Annotated in this window: 16 protein-coding genes; 4 read left to right on the top strand and 12 right to left on the bottom strand. The window is 68.4% G+C overall.

Annotation, left to right across the window (positions count from 1 at the left end; all coding sequences use genetic code 11):
- Nucleotides 1-43: 43 nt before the first annotated feature.
- Together TVH25_RS15880 and TVH25_RS15875 are read right to left on the bottom strand one after the other, a co-directional pair.
- On the bottom strand, nt 44-1,285 hold the full coding sequence (locus tag TVH25_RS15880; RefSeq protein ID WP_169652130.1) for an SPFH domain-containing protein: 1,242 nt from the start codon (nt 1,283-1,285) through the stop codon (nt 44-46).
- 3 nt (nt 1,286-1,288) lie between these two features.
- Nucleotides 1,289-1,729 (bottom strand): NfeD family protein, encoded by a 441-nt coding sequence (locus TVH25_RS15875; RefSeq protein WP_169621912.1) that lies wholly within the window; start codon nt 1,727-1,729, stop codon nt 1,289-1,291.
- A 179-nt stretch (nt 1,730-1,908) separates the two neighbouring features.
- Here TVH25_RS15875 and TVH25_RS15870 point away from each other — a divergent pair, with 179 nt between their 5' ends.
- Nucleotides 1,909-2,337, top strand: coding sequence for a pyridoxamine 5'-phosphate oxidase family protein (locus TVH25_RS15870; protein WP_169621911.1), 429 nt, complete (start codon nt 1,909-1,911; stop codon nt 2,335-2,337).
- Nucleotides 2,338-2,376: 39 nt separating this feature from the next.
- Here TVH25_RS15870 and TVH25_RS15865 read toward each other — a convergent pair whose 3' ends face one another.
- Nucleotides 2,377-3,213 carry a DUF3097 family protein gene (locus TVH25_RS15865; protein WP_169652131.1) on the bottom strand — a complete coding sequence of 279 codons (837 nt, stop codon included), beginning with the start codon at nt 3,211-3,213 and terminating at the stop codon, nt 2,377-2,379.
- A 76-nt stretch (nt 3,214-3,289) separates the two neighbouring features.
- On the opposite strand from TVH25_RS15865, the gene TVH25_RS15860 reads away from it, so the two are divergent.
- Entirely contained in the window at nt 3,290-4,099 is an 810-nt protein-coding gene (locus TVH25_RS15860) for a hypothetical protein (protein ID WP_422424775.1), read from the top strand.
- Nucleotides 4,100-4,103: 4 nt separating this feature from the next.
- On the opposite strand, the gene TVH25_RS15855 is transcribed toward TVH25_RS15860, so the two are convergent.
- Entirely contained in the window at nt 4,104-4,937 is an 834-nt protein-coding gene (locus tag TVH25_RS15855; protein ID WP_169652132.1) for a class I SAM-dependent methyltransferase, read from the bottom strand.
- 131 nt (nt 4,938-5,068) lie between these two features.
- Here TVH25_RS15855 and TVH25_RS15850 point away from each other — a divergent pair, with 131 nt between their 5' ends.
- Nucleotides 5,069-5,755, top strand: a complete 687-nt coding sequence (locus TVH25_RS15850; protein ID WP_422424774.1) for a winged helix-turn-helix transcriptional regulator — start codon at nt 5,069-5,071, stop codon at nt 5,753-5,755.
- Nucleotides 5,756-5,766: 11 nt separating this feature from the next.
- On the opposite strand, the gene TVH25_RS15845 is transcribed toward TVH25_RS15850, so the two are convergent.
- The 8 genes from TVH25_RS15845 to TVH25_RS15810 form a co-directional block, all read right to left on the bottom strand.
- Nucleotides 5,767-6,846 carry a ferrochelatase gene (locus TVH25_RS15845; RefSeq protein WP_296549519.1) on the bottom strand — a complete coding sequence of 360 codons (1,080 nt, stop codon included), beginning with the start codon at nt 6,844-6,846 and terminating at the stop codon, nt 5,767-5,769.
- A 20-nt stretch (nt 6,847-6,866) separates the two neighbouring features.
- Nucleotides 6,867-7,673, bottom strand: coding sequence for an NADH-dependent enoyl-ACP reductase InhA (gene inhA / locus TVH25_RS15840; protein ID WP_169621905.1), 807 nt, complete (start codon nt 7,671-7,673; stop codon nt 6,867-6,869).
- Nucleotides 7,674-7,726: 53 nt separating this feature from the next.
- Complete coding sequence (fabG1, locus tag TVH25_RS15835) at nt 7,727-8,476, bottom strand: 3-oxoacyl-ACP reductase FabG1 (RefSeq protein ID WP_169621904.1); 750 nt, start codon at nt 8,474-8,476, stop codon at nt 7,727-7,729.
- 65 nt (nt 8,477-8,541) lie between these two features.
- Nucleotides 8,542-9,522, bottom strand: a complete 981-nt coding sequence (locus tag TVH25_RS15830; RefSeq protein ID WP_422424772.1) for a VWA domain-containing protein — start codon at nt 9,520-9,522, stop codon at nt 8,542-8,544.
- A complete protein-coding gene (locus TVH25_RS15825; protein ID WP_169621902.1) occupies nt 9,519-10,481 on the bottom strand; it encodes a DUF58 domain-containing protein in 963 nt (320 codons plus the stop codon). Before TVH25_RS15825 ends, TVH25_RS15830 begins: the two co-directional genes overlap by 4 nt.
- On the bottom strand, nt 10,478-11,590 hold the full coding sequence (locus tag TVH25_RS15820) for a MoxR family ATPase (RefSeq protein WP_346765179.1): 1,113 nt from the start codon (nt 11,588-11,590) through the stop codon (nt 10,478-10,480). The genes TVH25_RS15825 and TVH25_RS15820 overlap by 4 nt, the downstream gene beginning before the upstream one ends.
- Before the next feature lie 379 nt (nt 11,591-11,969).
- Nucleotides 11,970-13,487, bottom strand: coding sequence for an NlpC/P60 family protein (locus TVH25_RS15815; RefSeq protein WP_422424770.1), 1,518 nt, complete (start codon nt 13,485-13,487; stop codon nt 11,970-11,972).
- A 462-nt stretch (nt 13,488-13,949) separates the two neighbouring features.
- Nucleotides 13,950-14,507 carry a DUF6676 family protein gene (locus TVH25_RS15810; protein WP_422424769.1) on the bottom strand — a complete coding sequence of 186 codons (558 nt, stop codon included), beginning with the start codon at nt 14,505-14,507 and terminating at the stop codon, nt 13,950-13,952.
- A 356-nt stretch (nt 14,508-14,863) separates the two neighbouring features.
- Here TVH25_RS15810 and acnA point away from each other — a divergent pair, with 356 nt between their 5' ends.
- Nucleotides 14,864-17,674 (top strand): aconitate hydratase AcnA, encoded by a 2,811-nt coding sequence (gene acnA / locus TVH25_RS15805; protein WP_422424767.1) that lies wholly within the window; start codon nt 14,864-14,866, stop codon nt 17,672-17,674.
- The last annotated feature ends 119 nt before the right edge of the window (nt 17,675-17,793 follow it).

The following is a 17,793-nucleotide window of genomic DNA, read 5'->3' as shown; positions in this document are numbered from 1 at the left end:
CCGCCGGTGACGTGCATGCGCACGCCCCGGCGGCCGGGCAGGATTACTGCCTCGGGAGTTCCTCGCCGACCTCTGTCTCCAGAGACGGAACGCGCTCTTCGGGCGCGGGGTCTGCGGCCGGCAACGCGGACGACTGGCTACCGCGCGTGACACCGGCCGGCTTCTCTCCGGAGACGACCGGGACCGCGGGGTCCACCGGCTTGCGTGCCACTGCCTCGGCTTCGGCGACCGCTTTCGCCACGACCGGGTCGGTCTTCATGTCGAACCAGTCGCTGACCTCTGCCGAGTCGTCCTCGGGACGCTGGAGGTCTTCGTCGACCGGGCTCGGCTCGAAGCGGAAGACACCGTCCTCACCGCGAGCACCGAGCGCGCCTGCGAAACCCTTGAGGGCGTCGCCGAAGTCGCTGGGCACGAGCCACACCTTGTTCGCGTCACCCTGCGCCATCTGCGGCAGCGTCTGCAAGTACTGGTACGCGAGCATCTCGGGGGTCGGCTTACCGGCCTTGATGGCTGCGAACACCTTCTCGATCGCCTTCGCCTCGCCCTGCGCCTCGAGGTACTGGGCGGCCCGATCACCCTGCGCCCGCAGGATGCGGGACTGCCGTTCCGCTTCCGCCTCGAGGATCGCGGCCTGCTTCGATCCCTCGGCCGACAGGATGCGTGCCTGCTTGTCGCCCTCTGCGGTCTTGATCGCGGCCTCGCGGTGGCCTTCGGCCGTGAGGATCGTCGCGCGCTTCTCGCGGTCCGCCTTCATCTGCTTTTCCATCGACTCCTGGATCGACGGCGGCGGATCGATGCTCTTGAGTTCGACGCGCGCGACCCGCAGACCCCAGCGGCCCGTCGCTTCGTCGAGCACACCGCGCAACTGACCGTTGATCGAGTCACGGGAGGTGAGAGTCTCTTCGAGGGTCATACCGCCGACGACGTTGCGCAGGGTCGTCACCGTGAGTTGTTCGACGGCGGCGATGTAGTTGCTGATCTCGTACACCGCGGCTTGCGGGTTGGTGACCTGGAAGTAGACGACCGTGTCGATGCTCAGCGTCAGGTTGTCCTTGGTGATGACCGGTTGCGGCGGGAACGACACCACCCGTTCGCGCAGATCGACTTTCGCGCGGATACGGTCCACGAACGGCACCAGGAACGTCAACTGTCCCGACGCGGTCCGGAAATAGCGTCCCAGCCGCTCGATGACCGCGGCTTCTGCCTGCGGGATCAGGGCGACGGATTTCACCACCACGATCACGACGAGTACCACCAGTACGGCGAGTACGATCAGCGCTTCCATAGGTCAGACACCCCTCCATACGACGGCGGTCGCGCCGTCGATCTGCATCACGGTCACGGTTGTTCCGGGTTCGTACACTTCGGTGGCGTCCAACGGCCGGGCAGTCCACACGTCGCCGTCGATTTTCACCCGGCCCGCGTGCTCACCCACTTGCTCGACGACGAGCGCGTGCTTGCCGGGTAGCGCGTCGACACCCGTCGTGAGCGCGGGCGGCGCGGAATAGCGGCGGCGCAGGATGGGCCGGACTCCGAGCAGCAATACCAGCGAGAACAGTGCGAACACCACGGCGTCGAGCCACACCGGCAGATCCGTTGCAGCCGAGACACCGGCGGTAGCCAGCGCCGCACCGCCGAGCATCAGCAGGACGAAGTCACCGGTGAGCGCTTCCGCCGCAGCCAGTGCCACGCCGGCGATAAGCCATATCAATGCCGCCACAGCAACCATCGAACCATAAATCGGACATTGCGGCAGAGAGCCAGTTCACAGGCTTGCTGAGCGGTTGCCGCGCACACACCCGCCGCGACGAGCACAATGCTCAGCACGTCGGCGAACCGTCCGTGCGGAGGGAACGCGCCGGGGCGGGCGCCGCCGGCCCGCCCTTCCCCGAATCCGAAAGGGTCATGATGAGCACCCCCACGAGTTCACTGACCGCCGAGGACCTGGAGTTCCTCAGACGCCCCCTGCACGGATTCGTGAGCGTGGCCGCAGGACCGCTCCCGCCCCAGCCCCGACCGGTCTGGTTCGAGGCCACCGACGCGGGCACCGTCGACTTGTTCACCGCCCCCGACTCGCTGAAGATCCGCCGCCTGGGGCGCGACCCCCGCGCCTCGATCGTGGTCGCCGCACCGGTCGGGGAACGTGAACGGTGGGTGTCGGTCGCGGGCCACACCACGATCGAGGCGGACGGAGCACACGAGTTGTGTTCCCGCCTGGCCGCGCGCTATTGGGATCTCGACGATCCGGTTCGTGCCGCCGATCTCGCCGGGATCCTCGCCGAAGACCAGGTACGTATCGTCATCCATCCGGATACCGTGCGGCGGTACAGGTATTGAGTGCGCCCGGATGTGCCGTCGACCTTCGGTGCGGGGCGCTCAGTCGCCGTCGCCGGGTTCGGTGACGAAATCCACGAGTCGCTCGACAGCGCCGATCAGCGGGGCTTCGAGGTCCCGGAACGACGACACCGCGCCGTAGACCCGCCGCCAGCCTTCCTGCGGCGTACCCCAGCCGAGTTCACGGCACACGCCGGTTTTCCAGTCCTGGCCGCGCGGAATCGTCGGCCAGGACTCGATCCCGACGGCCTTGGGGCGCACCGCTTCCCACACGTCGATGTAGGGATGGCCGGTGACCATGACGTGCGGGCCGAGGTTCGCGGTCAGCCGCTCTTCCTTCGATCCGGTGACGAGATGGTCCGCCAGGACACCGACCCTCCGTCCCGGACCGGGACGGAACTCGGCGAGCCGCTCGGCCAGGTTGTCGAGCCCTTCGAGTTGTTCGACGACGACGCCCTCCACACGGAGGTCGTGTCCCCAGACCTGTTCGACGAGGGCCGCGTCGTGCACACCTTCGACCCAGATGCGGCTTCCGCGGGCCACGCGTGCCCGCAAGCCCTCGACTCTGGTCGACCCCGAGGCCGATCTCGCCGGGGTCTGCGCCGCCGGTCGCGGCTTCGGCCGCACCAGAGTGACAGGTGCACCGTCGATCAGAAACGCGGCAGGCCGCATCGCGAACAGACGGGTGCGGCGTTGCCCGTCCTCCAAGCGCACGAAGTCGCCGTCGTAGGTGCGTTCGATGCCGACGATCGCGCCGCACCACCCCGACGCGGCGTCTTCGACCACGAGATCCTTCTCGGCCTCGAGTTCCGGGACGGTCTTCCTCCGCTTGCGGTTGTGTCCGGCATAGATGTCGCCGTAGCTGTCGCGTGGACTCACGCCGGTCAACGTTAGGACAACGACACCGGCGGGCGGTCGTCGCCACGCCGGAGAACAGGCGTCCTATGCTCGTTCCGTGAGTTCCCCGAGTCAGAGCCTGACGCTGTGGGCCGGAGCATGGCTCTCCGGTCGCGCGGCGCCCGACGAGGTCATCGATGCCCTGCACGAGTGGGCGCCGATGCACCTCGTCGCTGCCGCCGAGGCGGACGCGAAACACCGCGCCGGGCTGACCGGCCAGGACCCGCAGGACGGCGCCGCGGTACTGCTCACCGTGATCCGGCGGGCCGACCCCGCGGGAGGTTCGGGCATCCGACTGCTGTTGCCGTCTCCGGGCGATGTGCGCGGCCTGCCCGTCGGCATCGCCTTCTCCGCAGCAGCAACGGCTGCCGGGGAGGGTGTACTCGTCGGCGCGCCGGGAACGCCCGGACTCGGCCTGGTTCCGACCGTCGAGGGACCCGATGTACTCCGCTGGACCGTGTTCGCCGTCCCGGCGGTACCCGAACTCACCGACCTACCAGGCCTCGGCGAAGCCGAATTCACCATGCGCGAAGCGGTGCGCGACGCCGCCGCCACGCTCACCGGTATCCGCACGGTCGGCGACGACGGCCGCAGCACCGACCCGCGTGCCGAGATCGCGGCCGAGATCGCCGAGTACGCCCGTCACCGGTATCCGGACTCGATCCCGCAGCGTGCCGTGCGGATCCTCGATGCCGCCGATCAGGTCGCGGCAATTCTCACCGTCGCGGGGCGCGGCGGGGGTCTGCGTGCCGGTTCGGCGACCACGCTGGACGCCCGCGAATCCGCGCTGCGTCCCTTGTGGACCGCGGTGCGGCACGCGCGAGTCGGCGCGGTCGACGCCGCTCTGCGCGCGCCCCAGCACGGCTGAGTTCTCACCCCGCGCGACTGGCAGTGACCAGCAGGTAATCCCAGTCCATCGCTCCCCCACCCAGATCGTGCCGGCGCGCCAGTTCGGCAAGTTCGCCGTCGAGCGCGGCGACTCGCTCGGGATCACCCGCGAGTGCGCGGTAGACCGCAATCGTCGGCCCGTAGTTCGTCTTGAAGAAGTCGCGGAACGCTTCGCCCGTGGGGAAACGGTCGACACGTAACGAACCGGTGCTCGCCGTCAGATCGGTCACCCGGTCCCCCAGCAGGGTCCGCACATGGTCTTCGTCGCCCCAGAGCGGGGGTGGTTGTGCCCCCGGGGGTGGTGCGGGCGCGTACGGCTTCATCGTGGCGAACATCCGGCCGATGAAACCCGCGGGCGTCCAGCTCAAGAGCCCGATCCGGCCTCCCGGACGGGTGACGCGCACGAGTTCGTCCGCCGCTACCTGGTGGTGCGGCGCGAACATCACCCCGACGCACGAGAGCGTCACGTCGGCACTCGCGTCGCCGAACGGCATCGCCTCCGCGTCCGCCTCTTGCCAGGTCACGGTGGCGCCGGCGTCCTCGGCATCGCGCCGGCCGATGTCGAACAGTTCGGGAGTCAGGTCCGTCGCCACGACGGTGGCCCCGGTCAGTGCGGCGGGAATCGCGGCGTTGCCCGAACCGGCCGCGATGTCGAGCACCCGGTCGCCCGGGCCGACCCGGCACGCGGACACGAGGATCTGCCCGAGCGACGGGATCACTCCGGACGCGACGGCCGGATAATCGCCGAGCGCCCACATGGCCCGGTGTTTCGCCTTGAGGTCGCGGTCTGCATCGAGTGCCGAGCGGGATTGCGTCATCACACATCTCCTTCAACGGAGCGTCCGATCCGTCGTCGACAGATCTCGGAGGCGCACGTCAACGGTATGAACACCCGCGGATTGCTTCCAGTTCGGAATCTGTACCGCCCGGCAGGCCTACCATTCGAAGCATGGGCTCGCCCTACCACCAATTCTGTCCCGTCGCGAAAGCGATGGAACTCTTCGACGAGCGGTGGACACTTCTGCTGGTGCGCGAATTGGTGCTCGGTAGCGAGCGATTCAACGACCTCCGCCGCGGACTCCCCCGGATGTCGCCGTCGTTACTGTCCACCCGCCTGCACCAGTTGACGGTCGCGGGCATCGTGCAACGGACCGTCGACGGTTCGGAGGTCCGTTACGTGCTCACACCCGCCGGACGTGATCTGGAACCGGTGGTGTCCGCGCTCGGCACGTGGGGATCGCGGTGGACGGGCCGGCTCGGCGACGAAGACCTCGACCCCAAGCTGCTGATGTGGGATATGCACCGCAACGTCGTCCACTCCGCGATCGAGGAGACTCGGGTGGTCGTGGAGTTCGTCTTCACCGGCGCCCCACGCGGGTCGCGGCGGTGGTGGCTGGTCATCGTTCCCGGAGAGGTCGACGTCTGCGACACCGATCCGGGCTTCGAGGTCTCCGTCACGGTCACGGCTGGGCTGCGGGATCTGACCGAAATCTGGCGCGGAGAAAACGACTGGCCCGAGGCGCTGCGGACCGGAGCCGTGGTGGTGGAGGGCCCGGTGGGGCTGCGGCGGTCCCTCCCGAGCTGGTTCGTCTCTCCCCTGGCCGGGGCGAATCGCAGTGGTGAGCCGGCGCTCTGAGCCGTGAGTGCTCAGTCCTCCGCTGTGGGCGCCGGCCGAGAGGGCCGCGCCGGGGGTTCGCAGCACCGGACCGCGCAGAGCGTGCCGTTGCACCCCACTCCGAACTCCGGTTCCGTTCCGCGCCGGCGCGGCGATGCCGTACCGAGGCGTTCCTGCACGAGCTCACGGACCATCTGCGCGAAACGGGGATCGGTCCCGGCCGTCGCCGCGCGCACGAACTCCATGCCGAGTTCGGCCGCACGGTCCCGGGCTTCGGTGTCGAGATCCCAGACCACCTCGAGGTGGTCGGAGATGAATCCGACCGGAACCACGATCACCGAGGTCACTCCCCGCTCGTGGAGAGCATCGAGATGGTCGACGATGTCGGGTTCGAGCCACGGCACCCGGGGCGGGCCCGAACGCGACTGCCAGACCAGGTCGTAGTCGTCGACACCGAGCGAATCCGCGACCAGGCGCGCGGCCTCGGCCACCTGGCGGCTGTAGAGACGCCCGCCGGCGTCCGGCGGTCCACCGGTCGCATCGGCGGACGTCGGGATCGAGTGAGCGGTGAAAACGAGGCGCGCGTCCGCTGCCTCGTCGGATAGTTCGGCGCGGGATGCGCGCACGGCATCGGCGACCGCGTCGAGGAACAGCGGGTGATCGTAGAACTGCCGGATCTTCGTCAGGTCGGGGGCGTCGTCGACCGCGCTCCGCGCCCGGCGGATGTCCTCGTGATACTGCCGGCATCCCGAGTAACCGCCCCACGCCGAGGTCGCGAAGACCAGCGCGTTGCGAATTCCGTCGTCACGCATGGCCGCGACGGTGTCCTCGACCATCGGATGCCAGTTACGGTTTCCGAAGTACACCGGCAGGTCGATGCCGTGCGCCTCGAACTCGCCGCGCACGGCATCGATGAGGGCCCGGTTGAGCGCGTTGATCGGTGAGACACCCCCGAAGTGCAGGTAGTGCTGCGCAACGTCGTCGAGACGTTCCGGCGGGATCCCCCGGCCCCGGGTGACGTTCTCGAGGAACGGCCGGACATCGTCCGGGCCTTCGGGGCCGCCGAACGACAGCACCAGCAGCGCGTCGAACGATTCGGGGGTGCTCACCATGGGAGTGCTCTCCTGACCTGTCAGGCGCCGAGGCCGACCTGTGAGTGGAAACCACCGTCGACGTACACGATCGACCCGGTGGTACCGGGCAACCAATCGGACAGTACCGCGCACACGGTCTTCGCGACCGGAGTCGGGTCTTCGACGTCCCATCCGATCGGGGACGCGGCGGACCAGCCTTCGTTGAGCCGGTTCATCTCGGCTCCCGGTCCGGTGGCATCCCCGGCGATCGCCTTCGCCGCAAGGGTCTTGATCGGGCCGGCCGCGACGAGATTCGAGCGGATTCCGCGCGGGCCGACCTCCTTGGCGACATACCGGTTGACCGATTCGAGGGTCGCCTTGGAGACGCCCATCCAGTTGTAGAACGGCACCGCGCGTGACGGATCGAAGTCCATGCCGACGAGAGAACCGCCCTCGTTCATGACCGGCAGCACCGCCTTGGCAAGTGCACCGTACGAATACGCGGAGACCTCCAGGGCGACGGCGACGTCGCTCCACGGGGCATCGAGGAACGGGCTGCCCAGGCACGAACGCGGCGCGAAACCGATCGAATGCACGACGCCGTCGATCCCTTCGGGCGCGAGTTCACGCAGTTTGTCGGCGAGCCCGGCGAGGTGCTCGGTGTTCTGCACGTCGAGTTCGATCGCCGGCGGCACCGGCTGCGGCAGACGCTGCGCGATGCGGTCGATCAGCCGCAACCGGTCGAAGCCGGTGATGATGATCTTCGCGCCCTGTTCCTGTGCCGCTTTGGCGGTGTGGAACGCGATGGAGGCATCGGTGATGATGCCGGTGACGAGAATGGTCTTGCCCTCGAGCAGTCCGCCCATGAGTGTGTCGATCCTCCAGTGAGATTCGGATGTGGTCCGGGTGTGGCGGCGGGTCAGTGGCCCATGCCCATGCCTCCGTCGACGGGGATGACAGCGCCCGAGACGTAGGCGGAGTCGTCTGAGGCGAGGAAGCTCACCACGCCCGCGACATCGTCGGGCTTGCCGAGACGCTGCATCGGGATGAATTTCTTTGCCATGTCGCGCAGATCGTCGGACAGTTCCGCGGTCATGTCCGTCTCGATGAACCCGGGTGCGACGACGTTGGCGGTGATCGAGCGTGAGCCGAGTTCGCGGGTCACCGACCGGGCGAGTCCGATCACGCCGGCCTTCGAGGCCGCGTAGTTGATCTGCCCGGCCTGGCCTGCCATACCGACAACCGAACCGAGGAAGATCATCCGTCCCCACCGTGCGCGCAGCATCGCCCGGTTGGCGCGCTTCGCGCACCGGAAGGATCCGGTGAGGTTGGCGTCGAGGACGCTGGTGAACTGGTCCTCGGTCATGCGCATCAGCAGGGTGTCGTCGGTGACGCCGGCGTTGGCGACCAGCACCTCGACAGGGCCCTGATGCTCTTCGACCTCGGTGAATGCGCGGTCGACCGACTCGGCGTCGGTGACGTCGCACACGACACCGAACAGGTCGTCGGGGACACCGGAACCGCGGTGGGTGACGGCAACCTTGTGTCCGTCGGCCTGCAGGCGGCGAGCCACCGCGAGGCCGATACCGCGGTTTCCTCCGGTGACGAGAACGGACCGGGGCGTGCCCGCGGGGCGCGTGGACGCGGCGGGGCTACTTGCGTCAGTCATGGCGACAAACCTATCTGGTGGTGGATCGCACACGGACAGGGCTCCGTGAGCGGCGACAAGAAGGGTCAGGGCAGGCGCTGGCGAAGCACCATGGCGGAGAGGAGGCCTGCGGCGACGCAGAGAGCACCGAGCATCAGCCACGGCCGGCTGGCATCGCCGCGCGTCGTTTCGAAGCCGATCTGCTCCTCGAGAGTGTTGTAGGCGTCCTCGAGTTCCTCGAGACTCGACGCGGTGAAGAAGCTGCCCCCGGACAGGTTCGCGATCTCCTTGAGAGACGGATCGTCGACAGGGACCGGGATGCGCTCGTCCTCGATCGTGACCGTTCCGGTCGCGGTGCCGAACGAGATCGTCGAGACCGGGATTCCCTTCTCGGCTGCCTGCCTCGCCGCGGTGAAACCTCCCCGCGGGTCGTCGGGGCTCTCCGGCACGGTCTGCTTTCCGTCCGAGAGCAGCACGATCCTGGCGGGCGGCGCCTGATCGCTGCCGCCGAGCACAGCGGCCAGGGTGTCGATGGACTGCATCGCAGTGAATATCGCTTCGCCGGTGGCGGTGCGCTCACTCAGTTGCAGGTGATCGATTGCCGTCTTCGTCGCTTCCCGGTTGGTGGTCGGTGACACCAGCACCGACGCGGTACCGGAGAACGCGACGAGACCGAGGTTGATCCCGGGAGTCAGATCGTCCGCGAACTGCTTCGCCGCTTCCTGCGCGGCGGCGAGCCGGGACGGTGCGACATCGGTCGCCTCCATCGACAGCGACACGTCGATCACCGCGACGACCGTCGCGCGATTACGCGGCACCCGTTGCTCGGCCGTAGGTCCGGCGAGGGCGACCGTGAGGAAGACCAGGCCGGCCAGCAGCAGCGCGACCGGGATGTGGCGGGCACGTCCGGGCCGGTCGGGAGCGACCTTCTCGAGAAGTTCGAAGTTGGTGAACCGCATCGTGTGAGAGAGCCTGCGGCGCTGCACCAGCACGTAGCCGACGCCGAGGGCGGCAACCACGACCAGGAACAGCAACCACCACGGTGAGGTGAAACCGGAAATGCTCACCGGCCCACCCTCCCCACGCCGCCGGCTGCGTAACTGTGCCGGCGAGCCGCGACGAAACGAACCACGTCGCTGATCCAGTCCCGGTCGGTCCGCAAACTCAGCATCGGGGCCCCGCAACTGCGCATCGCCTGCTGCACGGCAGCGCGATGCTCCGCGGCAGCCTGGGCGTAGTCGGCGCGAAGCTGCGGTGTCGTCGTGAACTCACGGGTGCGTCCGGTTTCGGGATCGTGCAGGACGACGTCTCCCAGGTCGGGCAGTTCCAGGTCGCGGCGGTCCAGCACCTCGACTGCCAGCAGGTCGTGCCGGCCGGAGAGGGCACGCAACGACCGCTGCCAGTCGAGCGGTCCCAGGAAGTCGCTGATCACGACGGCAAGACCGCGCCGGCGCTGGGGCCGCCGCAGCGCCTCGACGACACCGCGCAGATCACCGCGGGTCCCGTCCGGTGGGTGCGGGATGGTCGCGATGGTGCGCAGCATGGATTGGGCGTGGGCCCGTCCCCCGCGCGCGGGAATCCGCACCGTGTCGCGGCCGGTGGACACCACGGCGCCGATCCGGTTGCCGCCGCCGATCGTCAGATGCGCGATCGCCGCGACCGCTGCGACGACCAGATCGCGCTTCTCGCACGCGGCCGTGCCGAAATCGAGGCTCGCGGACAGATCGACCGCGAGCCAGGTCTCGAGTTCGCGATCCGCGACGGTCTGCCGCACGTGCGGATGGGTGGTGCGGGCGGTGACCGACCAATCCATCTGGCGTACGTCGTCGCCCGGCTGGTACTCCCGGGCATCGCCCGGTTCGGACCCGGGTCCGGGAATCAGGCCCAGGTGATCACCGTGCAGGACACCGTCGAGCCGGCGCCGGACGGTCAGTTCCAGGGTGCGCAGCGCAGCAGTCAATGCGGGGTCGCGCAGCTCGCCGGAACGGAACGTGGGTGGCGACCCGTCGCGGGCGGGTTCGCTCACCGTTGCCCTGCACCTCCGTGCGGTCCGGGCGCGGGCACCACAGGAGCACCGGGACGCACCGCCGCGGGGGGACCCGCCGGCACGGGTGCCGTGGCCTGGGGCGCGACCTGCGGCAGACCGACCGTCTGGAGGATCTCGGCGATGATCCGGTCCGGTGAGACGTCGTCGGCCAGCGCGTCGTACGACAACACCAAGCGGTGACGCAGCACGTCGGGGATCACGTCGATGATGTCCTGCGGGATCACGTAGTCGCGCCCGCGGACGAGAGCGAGCGCGCGGGCTGCGGAGATGATGCCGAGGGTCGCACGCGGAGAAGCACCGTAGGCGATCCATCCCTGCACGTCGTGCAGACCCAGTTCGGCCGGCGAGCGCGTCGCGAAGATGACCCGCACCACGTAGTCGACGAGCGCATGGTGCACGAACACGCGACTGGCGATCTTCTGCAGTCGCAGCAGTTCCTCCCGGGAGAGCACCTGCTTCGGTTCCGGAGCCGCGACTCCCATCCGGTAGACGATCTCGCGTTCTTCCTCGACCGAGGGGTAGTCGACGAGGACCTTGAACAGGAACCGGTCTCGCTGCGCCTCGGGCAGCGGGTAGACGCCTTCGTTCTCGATGGGGTTCTGCGTCGCCATGACCAGGAACGGGTCGGGCATCGGGAACGTCTTGCCACCGATGGTGACGTGCCGTTCCGCCATCACCTCGAGCAGCGCCGACTGCACTTTCGCCGGGGCGCGGTTGATCTCGTCGGCGAGCACGAAGTTCGCCACCACCGGGCCGAGTTCGGTGTCGAACTCTTCGCGGCCCTGCCGGTAGATCCGGGTTCCGACGAGGTCGGTGGGTACCAGGTCGGGAGTGAATTGGACGCGGGAGAAGGAGCCACCGACAACCTTGGCGAACGTCTCGACCGCGAGGGTCTTCGCGACACCCGGCACGCCTTCGAGCAGGACGTGCCCGCGGGCGAGCACTCCGACGAGCATGCGTTCGACGAGGAGGTCCTGGCCGACGATCACTCGCTTGACCTCGTAGATGGCGCGCTCGAGAAGGCGGACGTCGTCTGCCGGGTCGTACGCCTTCTCCGGTGCGGCCACAGGCTCCTTCGACGTGGACACGGCGGGAGCGGACGCACTCGTCGCACCGGCGGACGGGCCGTTTCCGGCAACGGGAGGGTTCGCCGCGACACTGCCCCGTGTGGGAGCGCCGGCGTCCGCCCTGCCGCTGCCCGGTCCGGCCGTGCCCTGCGGCTCCACGTCGTGGCCCTGACCGGCGGCGTTGTTCGAGCCGGCCCCGCCCTTCTGTGCGCCCGCTGCCGTACCCGACGTCCCGCCCTCGCGTGAGGTCACCAAGAATCCACCGCTTTCGCCTACGTTGATCCACTGGAAATCGCCTGCTGCACCACTATGGCAGGTGTCGATTCAGTGTGCCGTAACGCCAGGCCCGCGGCGTGGGCGAGTCCCACGCCCGGACAGTGCGATCACGATCACTTCACCGTCAGGACACCATGCGCACCACATACGGTGTCATGCCGTCCCAGCGTACCGGCGAGATCATGACGTGCGAACCCGACTGCGGCGCCTCGAGCATCGTGCCGTCGCCGAGGTACAGGCCCACGTGCTGGCTCGCATTGGGGCCGTAGAAGATCATGTCGCCGCGTCTCATCTCCGACGACGGGATCTGGGTGCCCGCTGTGTACTGATATCCGGTGTAGTGCGGCAGGGAGATGCCGATACCGGCGAACGCATAGATCATCAGCCCGGAGCAGTCGAAGCCCACCTTGCCGAAATCTCCGTAACTGTCGGCGACACCGCCGTCCCGTATTCCGCGGGTCGGTCCGTTCTCGTCTCCCCCACCCCACGCATACGGCACGCCGATCTGGGACAGCCCACGGTCGATCACGGTCTCGACCGCCGCGGCGCCGGTGAGCGACGGCGTCGACCGGGTGCGCGGCGACGACCGCGGAGTCTGCGGTGTGGGCGTGCGAGGTGTCTCGGTGACTTCGTCTGCCGGGTTCACCTCGCTACCCGGGCTCGGTGTCACGTCGGGATCGAGGTCCTCGTCCGGTACGGCGGCGCTCACGGCCGGCGTGTCGAGGGTAGGTGCGCTCTCTCCCAAGTCGGTGTGGGGACGTCGTCCGTTGGCGAGTTCGGCTGCCCGCGCGAGCGCCGCGTCGTCGGCTGCGACCCGCTGGGCCGCCGCTGCCGCTTCCTCACGCGCCACCTCGGCGGCAGCGGCACGGGCCGCCTCCTCCGCCACGCGGCGGCGATCCCATGCCACGTACTCCGCGCGCTGACCCTCGAGACCGGCAACGTTGGAGCGCGCGAAATCCAGTTCGGCCTGGGCTCCCGCTCGTGCCTGCTCGATGCGGCTCTTTTCTGCGGCTTCCCGGTCGAGGGCATCGCGGGCGACGGCGATCGCAGCTTCCGCGTCCACCTTGCGCTGCTCGGCGGCCGCCGCTGCGGCGTCGGCCTCCTGTTTCGCGGCGCGCGCACGGGAATGGGAGTTCGCCTGTTCGGTGCGCGCGCGTTCGAGTGCGTCGAGCACCGCGTCGCGTCCGGTCGAGAGCATGCGCATCACCTGCGCGCGGTCGAGCAGGTCCTCGGGGCCGTCGGTGGACAGGAACGCGGCGAGTGATGTCGCGTTCGATCCGCGGGTGTAGCTCTCCCGCGCGAACGAGTCGAAGTCCGCTTGCGCGTGTGAGATCTGGGCGCCCGCGTCCTGGAGGGCGAGCTGGGAGGACACCACGGCCTGCGCGGCTGCTGCCACGGCGTCCTGGGCGGAATGCAAGTCGACGAGGGCGCGGTTGACGTCCTCGCGTTTGATCGCGACCTGGGCGTCGAGTTCGGCGAGCTGCTGATCTGCGTGGGAGATGCGCACGATCAGTTCACCGATGCGGTCGATCCCGGAGTTCACGGCCGCCCCGGCCGCGTCCAGTTCCGTGTCCGACGGATTGGGCGGTGGTGGTGGCACCGCGGCCGCAGTCGACCCCACTGCGACGAGCACGGTCGTCATGAGCCCGATTCCCGCGAGCAACCGGGAGGCGCGGACGACGTGGCCCGAACGGGTGCTGCGAAGAGAAGACCGCCGACGTCCGGCAGTGGTAGGCGATGCCGGTGCGCCGGTAGGCGACGACCGTCGCGGAATCCCCCCGTGGAAACCGAATCGTCTCACTTGCGCTCTCCCTCGGTCGTGCCGACCTGAGAAACAGTCGGGCCCGACGCCTCGGGGAGCGCACAGCAAACACCGCTCGCGGGGTCCCCGCGATCGGTCGCTGTACCGGTCTCCGGTCGCGGGCAGCGCCCCACGACTGGGCTTGTGACACACCTTCCCCAAGAGCGTCATCTGAACCGTACGACACACCAGGCGCGTCTCGCGCGACAGTTACGGATTTCGATTACGGAAAGCGACCTTCGGGGCGCACTCCGGCGCCGGACATCGACACCGGAGCCGGCGAGAAGACAGGCGGCGGCGCCGTCAGGAGGTCGTGGGTGCCGTGTCCTCGGCGGGGACCTTCTCGTGTTCGGCCGCATCGGATCGAGCGGCACGCCGGATCTTCGCCCAGTACGTCGCGCCCGATGCCGCAGCGACGACGAGCACGAGCAGGATCGTCAGCATCGTCCACGGTGGCGAGGGCTCGATCACGGAATCGACGAAGTTCTTCGTCGAGACCACCGGGTTGCCGGTATAGGTGCGGTCCTCCGCGGCTTCGAGGGTGACCCGGTCCAGGCTGTCGCTGAACGTGCCGACCCACCCGGGGCTGAGGACGAGCACGGTGCCCCCGTCTTCGGCTCCGACCTCGGTGGCGAGGTCACGGAGCTGGGAGTCCATGCGCGGATCTCGATCGATCACCACGACACTCAGGTCGATCCCGTGTTCCTGCGCCCGCGCCACCTCCGCGACCAGATCGTCGACCTGTTCGGGAGGCGCGGAGACCTGGTCGTCGCTCAGGTCGGCGAGGATCGCCTCGACCGTGACACCCGGAGGGAGATCTGTGGCCGACGGCCCGGGAATTCGTAGCAGTGGCGCAGACATTTCTCTCCGGTAGTGCTGGTCGGGAGCGTGTGCGAGCCCGGCTTCGCCGCGTCGAGCAGTCGGCACAGGGAGCACACGCTCGCAGGGCAACACCGAACAGTACGCGATCGCGCGCGGGTGGCGCAGCCGCGCCGAGGTCGGCGGGCGCGTCCGATGTGGCGTCGCGCACCCCTGGGAGCGCCGTATTCTCTGTACACTCCCGGCTTTATTACAGGACAAGCGTACTGTTAGACTCTACGGTGAGACGCCACGGCGGCACCGCACAGGAAATTCCTCCTCTGTGGACGCTGTGTGCCTCGCTTCAGCCGTCGACACAGCCCCGTCGGCGGCGAGCCGAAACGACGAGTGGAGCTGACGTGAGCACCAATACTGATTCGTTCGGCGCCAAGGGGACCCTGCAGGTCGGAGATAACTCGTACGAGATCTTCCGCCTGTCGGCCGTCCCCGGCACCGAGAAACTCCCTTACTCCTTGAAGGTTCTCGCCGAGAACCTGCTGCGCACCGAAGACGGTGCCAATATCACCGCCGATCACATCCGCGCCATCGCCAACTGGGATCCCGCAGCCGATCCCAGCATCGAGATCCAGTTCACGCCTGCCCGCGTGATCATGCAGGACTTCACCGGCGTGCCGTGCGTGGTCGACCTGGCCACCATGCGTGAGGCCGTCACCACCCTCGGCGGCGACCCGAACAAGGTCAACCCGCTTTCCCCCGCCGACATGGTCATCGACCACTCGGTCATCCTCGACGTCTTCGGCCGCGCCGACGCGCTCGAGCGCAACGTCGACCTCGAGTACCAGCGCAACGGTGAGCGTTACCAGTTCCTGCGCTGGGGCCAGGGCGCGTTCGACGACTTCAAGGTCGTCCCGCCCGGCATGGGCATCGTCCACCAGGTCAACATCGAGTACCTGGCTCCGACGGTCATGACCCGCAACGGCCAGGCCTACCCCGACACCTGTGTCGGCACCGACTCGCACACCACGATGGTCAACGGACTCGGCGTCCTCGGCTGGGGCGTCGGCGGCATCGAAGCCGAGGCCGCAATGCTCGGCCAGCCGGTCTCCATGCTCATCCCGCGCGTCGTCGGCTTCAAGCTCTCGGGCGAGATCCAGCCGGGCGTGACCGCGACGGACGTCGTGCTCACCGTCACCGAGATGCTGCGTAAGCACGGCGTGGTCGGCAAGTTCGTCGAGTTCTACGGTGCCGGCGTCGCCGAGGTCCCCCTCGCGAACCGCGCCACCCTCGGCAACATGAGCCCCGAGTTCGGTTCCACCGCAGCGATTTTCCCGATCGACGGCGAAACCATCAACTACCTGCGCCTGACCGGCCGCAGCGACGAGCAGCTCGCGCTCGTCGAGGCGTACGCCAAGGAACAGGGCATGTGGCACGACGCCGACAAGGAGCCGGTCTACTCGGAGTACATCGAGCTGGACCTGAGCACCGTCGTTCCGTCGATCGCCGGCCCGAAGCGCCCGCAGGACCGCATCCTGCTCAGCGACTCGAAGCTCGCCTTCCGCCGCGACATCCGCACCTACGTGGGCGACGACCAGCCTGCCGAGCACAGCCAGCTCGACGAGGCCGTCGAGGAGTCCTTCCCCGCGTCGGACCCGGTTGCTCTCTCGTTCGCCGACGACGGTGACGACACCGCGGACCGCGTGCAGTCCGCCGCCAACGGTGCCACCGGCCGGCCGTCCAAGCCGGTCACGGTCAAGTCCGAGCAGGGCGAGTTCGTCCTCGATCACGGTGCCGTGGTCGTCGCGGGCATCACCTCCTGCACCAACACCTCGAACCCGTCCGTGATGCTGGGTGCCGCACTGCTCGCCCGCAACGCGGTCGAAAAGGGCCTGGCCACGAAGCCGTGGGTCAAGACCAACATGGCGCCGGGTTCGCAGGTCGTCTCCGACTACTACGAGAAGGCGGGCCTGTGGCCCTACCTCGAGAAGCTCGGTTTCTACCTCGGTGGCTACGGCTGCACCACGTGCATCGGCAACACCGGTCCGCTGCCGGAGGAGATCTCCAAGGCGATCAACGACAACGACCTCTCGGTCACCGCGGTGCTCTCGGGTAACCGCAACTTCGAGGGTCGCATCTCGCCCGACGTGAAGATGAACTACCTCGCGTCGCCGCCGCTCGTCATCGCGTACGCGCTCGCCGGCACCATGGACTTCGACTTCGAGGCCGACGCCCTGGGCAAGGACAAGGACGGCAACGACGTCTTCCTCAAGGACATCTGGCCGTCCGCACAGGAGATCGACGACACCATCAAGTCGGCGATCAGCCAGGACATGTTCCGCAACTCCTACGCCGACATCTTCAAGGGCGACGAGCGCTGGCAGAACCTGGAGACCCCGGCGGGCGACACCTTCGCGTGGGACGAGAACTCGACCTACGTGCGGAAGCCTCCGTACTTCGACGGCATGACGATGGATCCGGCTCCGGTCACCGACATCAAGGGCGCTCGTGTGCTCGCGCTGCTCGGCGACTCGGTCACGACGGACCACATCAGCCCCGCGGGTCCGATCAAGCCGGGCACCCCGGCCGCTCAGTACCTGGACGAGCACGGCGTCGAGCGCAAGGACTACAACTCGCTCGGTTCGCGTCGCGGTAACCACGAGGTGATGATCCGCGGCACGTTCGCGAACATCCGCCTGAAGAACCAGCTGCTCGACGGTGTGTCCGGTGGCTACACCCGCGACTTCACCCAGGACGGTGCACCGCAGGCGTTCATCTACGACGCGTCGCAGAACTACCAGAAGGCCGGCATCCCGCTGGTCGTCCTGGGCGGCAAGGAGTACGGCTCCGGGTCGTCGCGCGACTGGGCGGCCAAGGGCACCAGCCTCCTCGGCGTCAAGGCCGTCATCACCGAGTCCTTCGAGCGCATCCACCGCTCGAACCTCATCGGTATGGGCGTCGTCCCGCTGCAGTTCCCCGCCGGGGAGTCTGCGGCAAGTCTCGGACTGGACGGCACCGAGGTCTTCGATATCACCGGTATCGAGGCGCTCAACGAGGGCACCACGCCGAGCACCGTGCACGTCACCGCAACGAAGGACGACGGCAGCAAGGTCGAGTTCGACGCGGTCGTGCGCATCGATACGCCGGGTGAAGCGGACTACTACCGCAACGGCGGCATCCTGCAGTACGTGCTGCGCAACATGATCCGGGGCTGACATCCCGATCGGCCGCCCACATCCGCGGGTGGCCCACGCTGTGAAGTGACCGCGGGCCCCGGGCCGCTAGGCGGGGGCCCCCCCGGCCACGCGGGGAAAGACCGGCGCCGGGGCCCGAG

The sequence above is a fragment of the Rhodococcus sp. 7Tela_A2 genome (assembly GCF_049311045.1).
In the GTDB taxonomy this organism is placed as follows: Bacteria; Actinomycetota; Actinomycetes; order Mycobacteriales; family Mycobacteriaceae; genus Rhodococcus.
This window is presented reverse-complemented; position numbering and strand designations above follow the sequence as displayed.

Bases quoted from the DNA above. Each gene is read 5' to 3' on its own strand.
- TVH25_RS15880 (WP_169652130.1), bottom strand. From the start codon at position 1,285: ATGGAAGCGCTGATCGTACTCGCCGTACTGGTGGTACTCGTCGTGATC.
- TVH25_RS15815 (WP_422424770.1), bottom strand. From the start codon at position 13,487: ATGACGACCGTGCTCGTCGCAGTGGGGTCGACTGCGGCCGCGGTGCCA.
- inhA (WP_169621905.1), bottom strand. From the start codon at position 7,673: ATGGGCGGACTGCTCGAGGGCAAGACCATTCTCGTCACCGGCATCATC.
- TVH25_RS15855 (WP_169652132.1), bottom strand. From the start codon at position 4,937: ATGACGCAATCCCGCTCGGCACTCGATGCAGACCGCGACCTCAAGGCG.
- TVH25_RS15850 (WP_422424774.1), top strand. From the start codon at position 5,069: ATGGGCTCGCCCTACCACCAATTCTGTCCCGTCGCGAAAGCGATGGAA.
- TVH25_RS15845 (WP_296549519.1), bottom strand. From the start codon at position 6,846: ATGGTGAGCACCCCCGAATCGTTCGACGCGCTGCTGGTGCTGTCGTTC.
- TVH25_RS15810 (WP_422424769.1), bottom strand. From the start codon at position 14,507: ATGTCTGCGCCACTGCTACGAATTCCCGGGCCGTCGGCCACAGATCTC.
- TVH25_RS15875 (WP_169621912.1), bottom strand. From the start codon at position 1,729: ATGGTTGCTGTGGCGGCATTGATATGGCTTATCGCCGGCGTGGCACTG.
- TVH25_RS15870 (WP_169621911.1), top strand. From the start codon at position 1,909: ATGAGCACCCCCACGAGTTCACTGACCGCCGAGGACCTGGAGTTCCTC.
- fabG1 (WP_169621904.1), bottom strand. From the start codon at position 8,476: ATGACTGACGCAAGTAGCCCCGCCGCGTCCACGCGCCCCGCGGGCACG.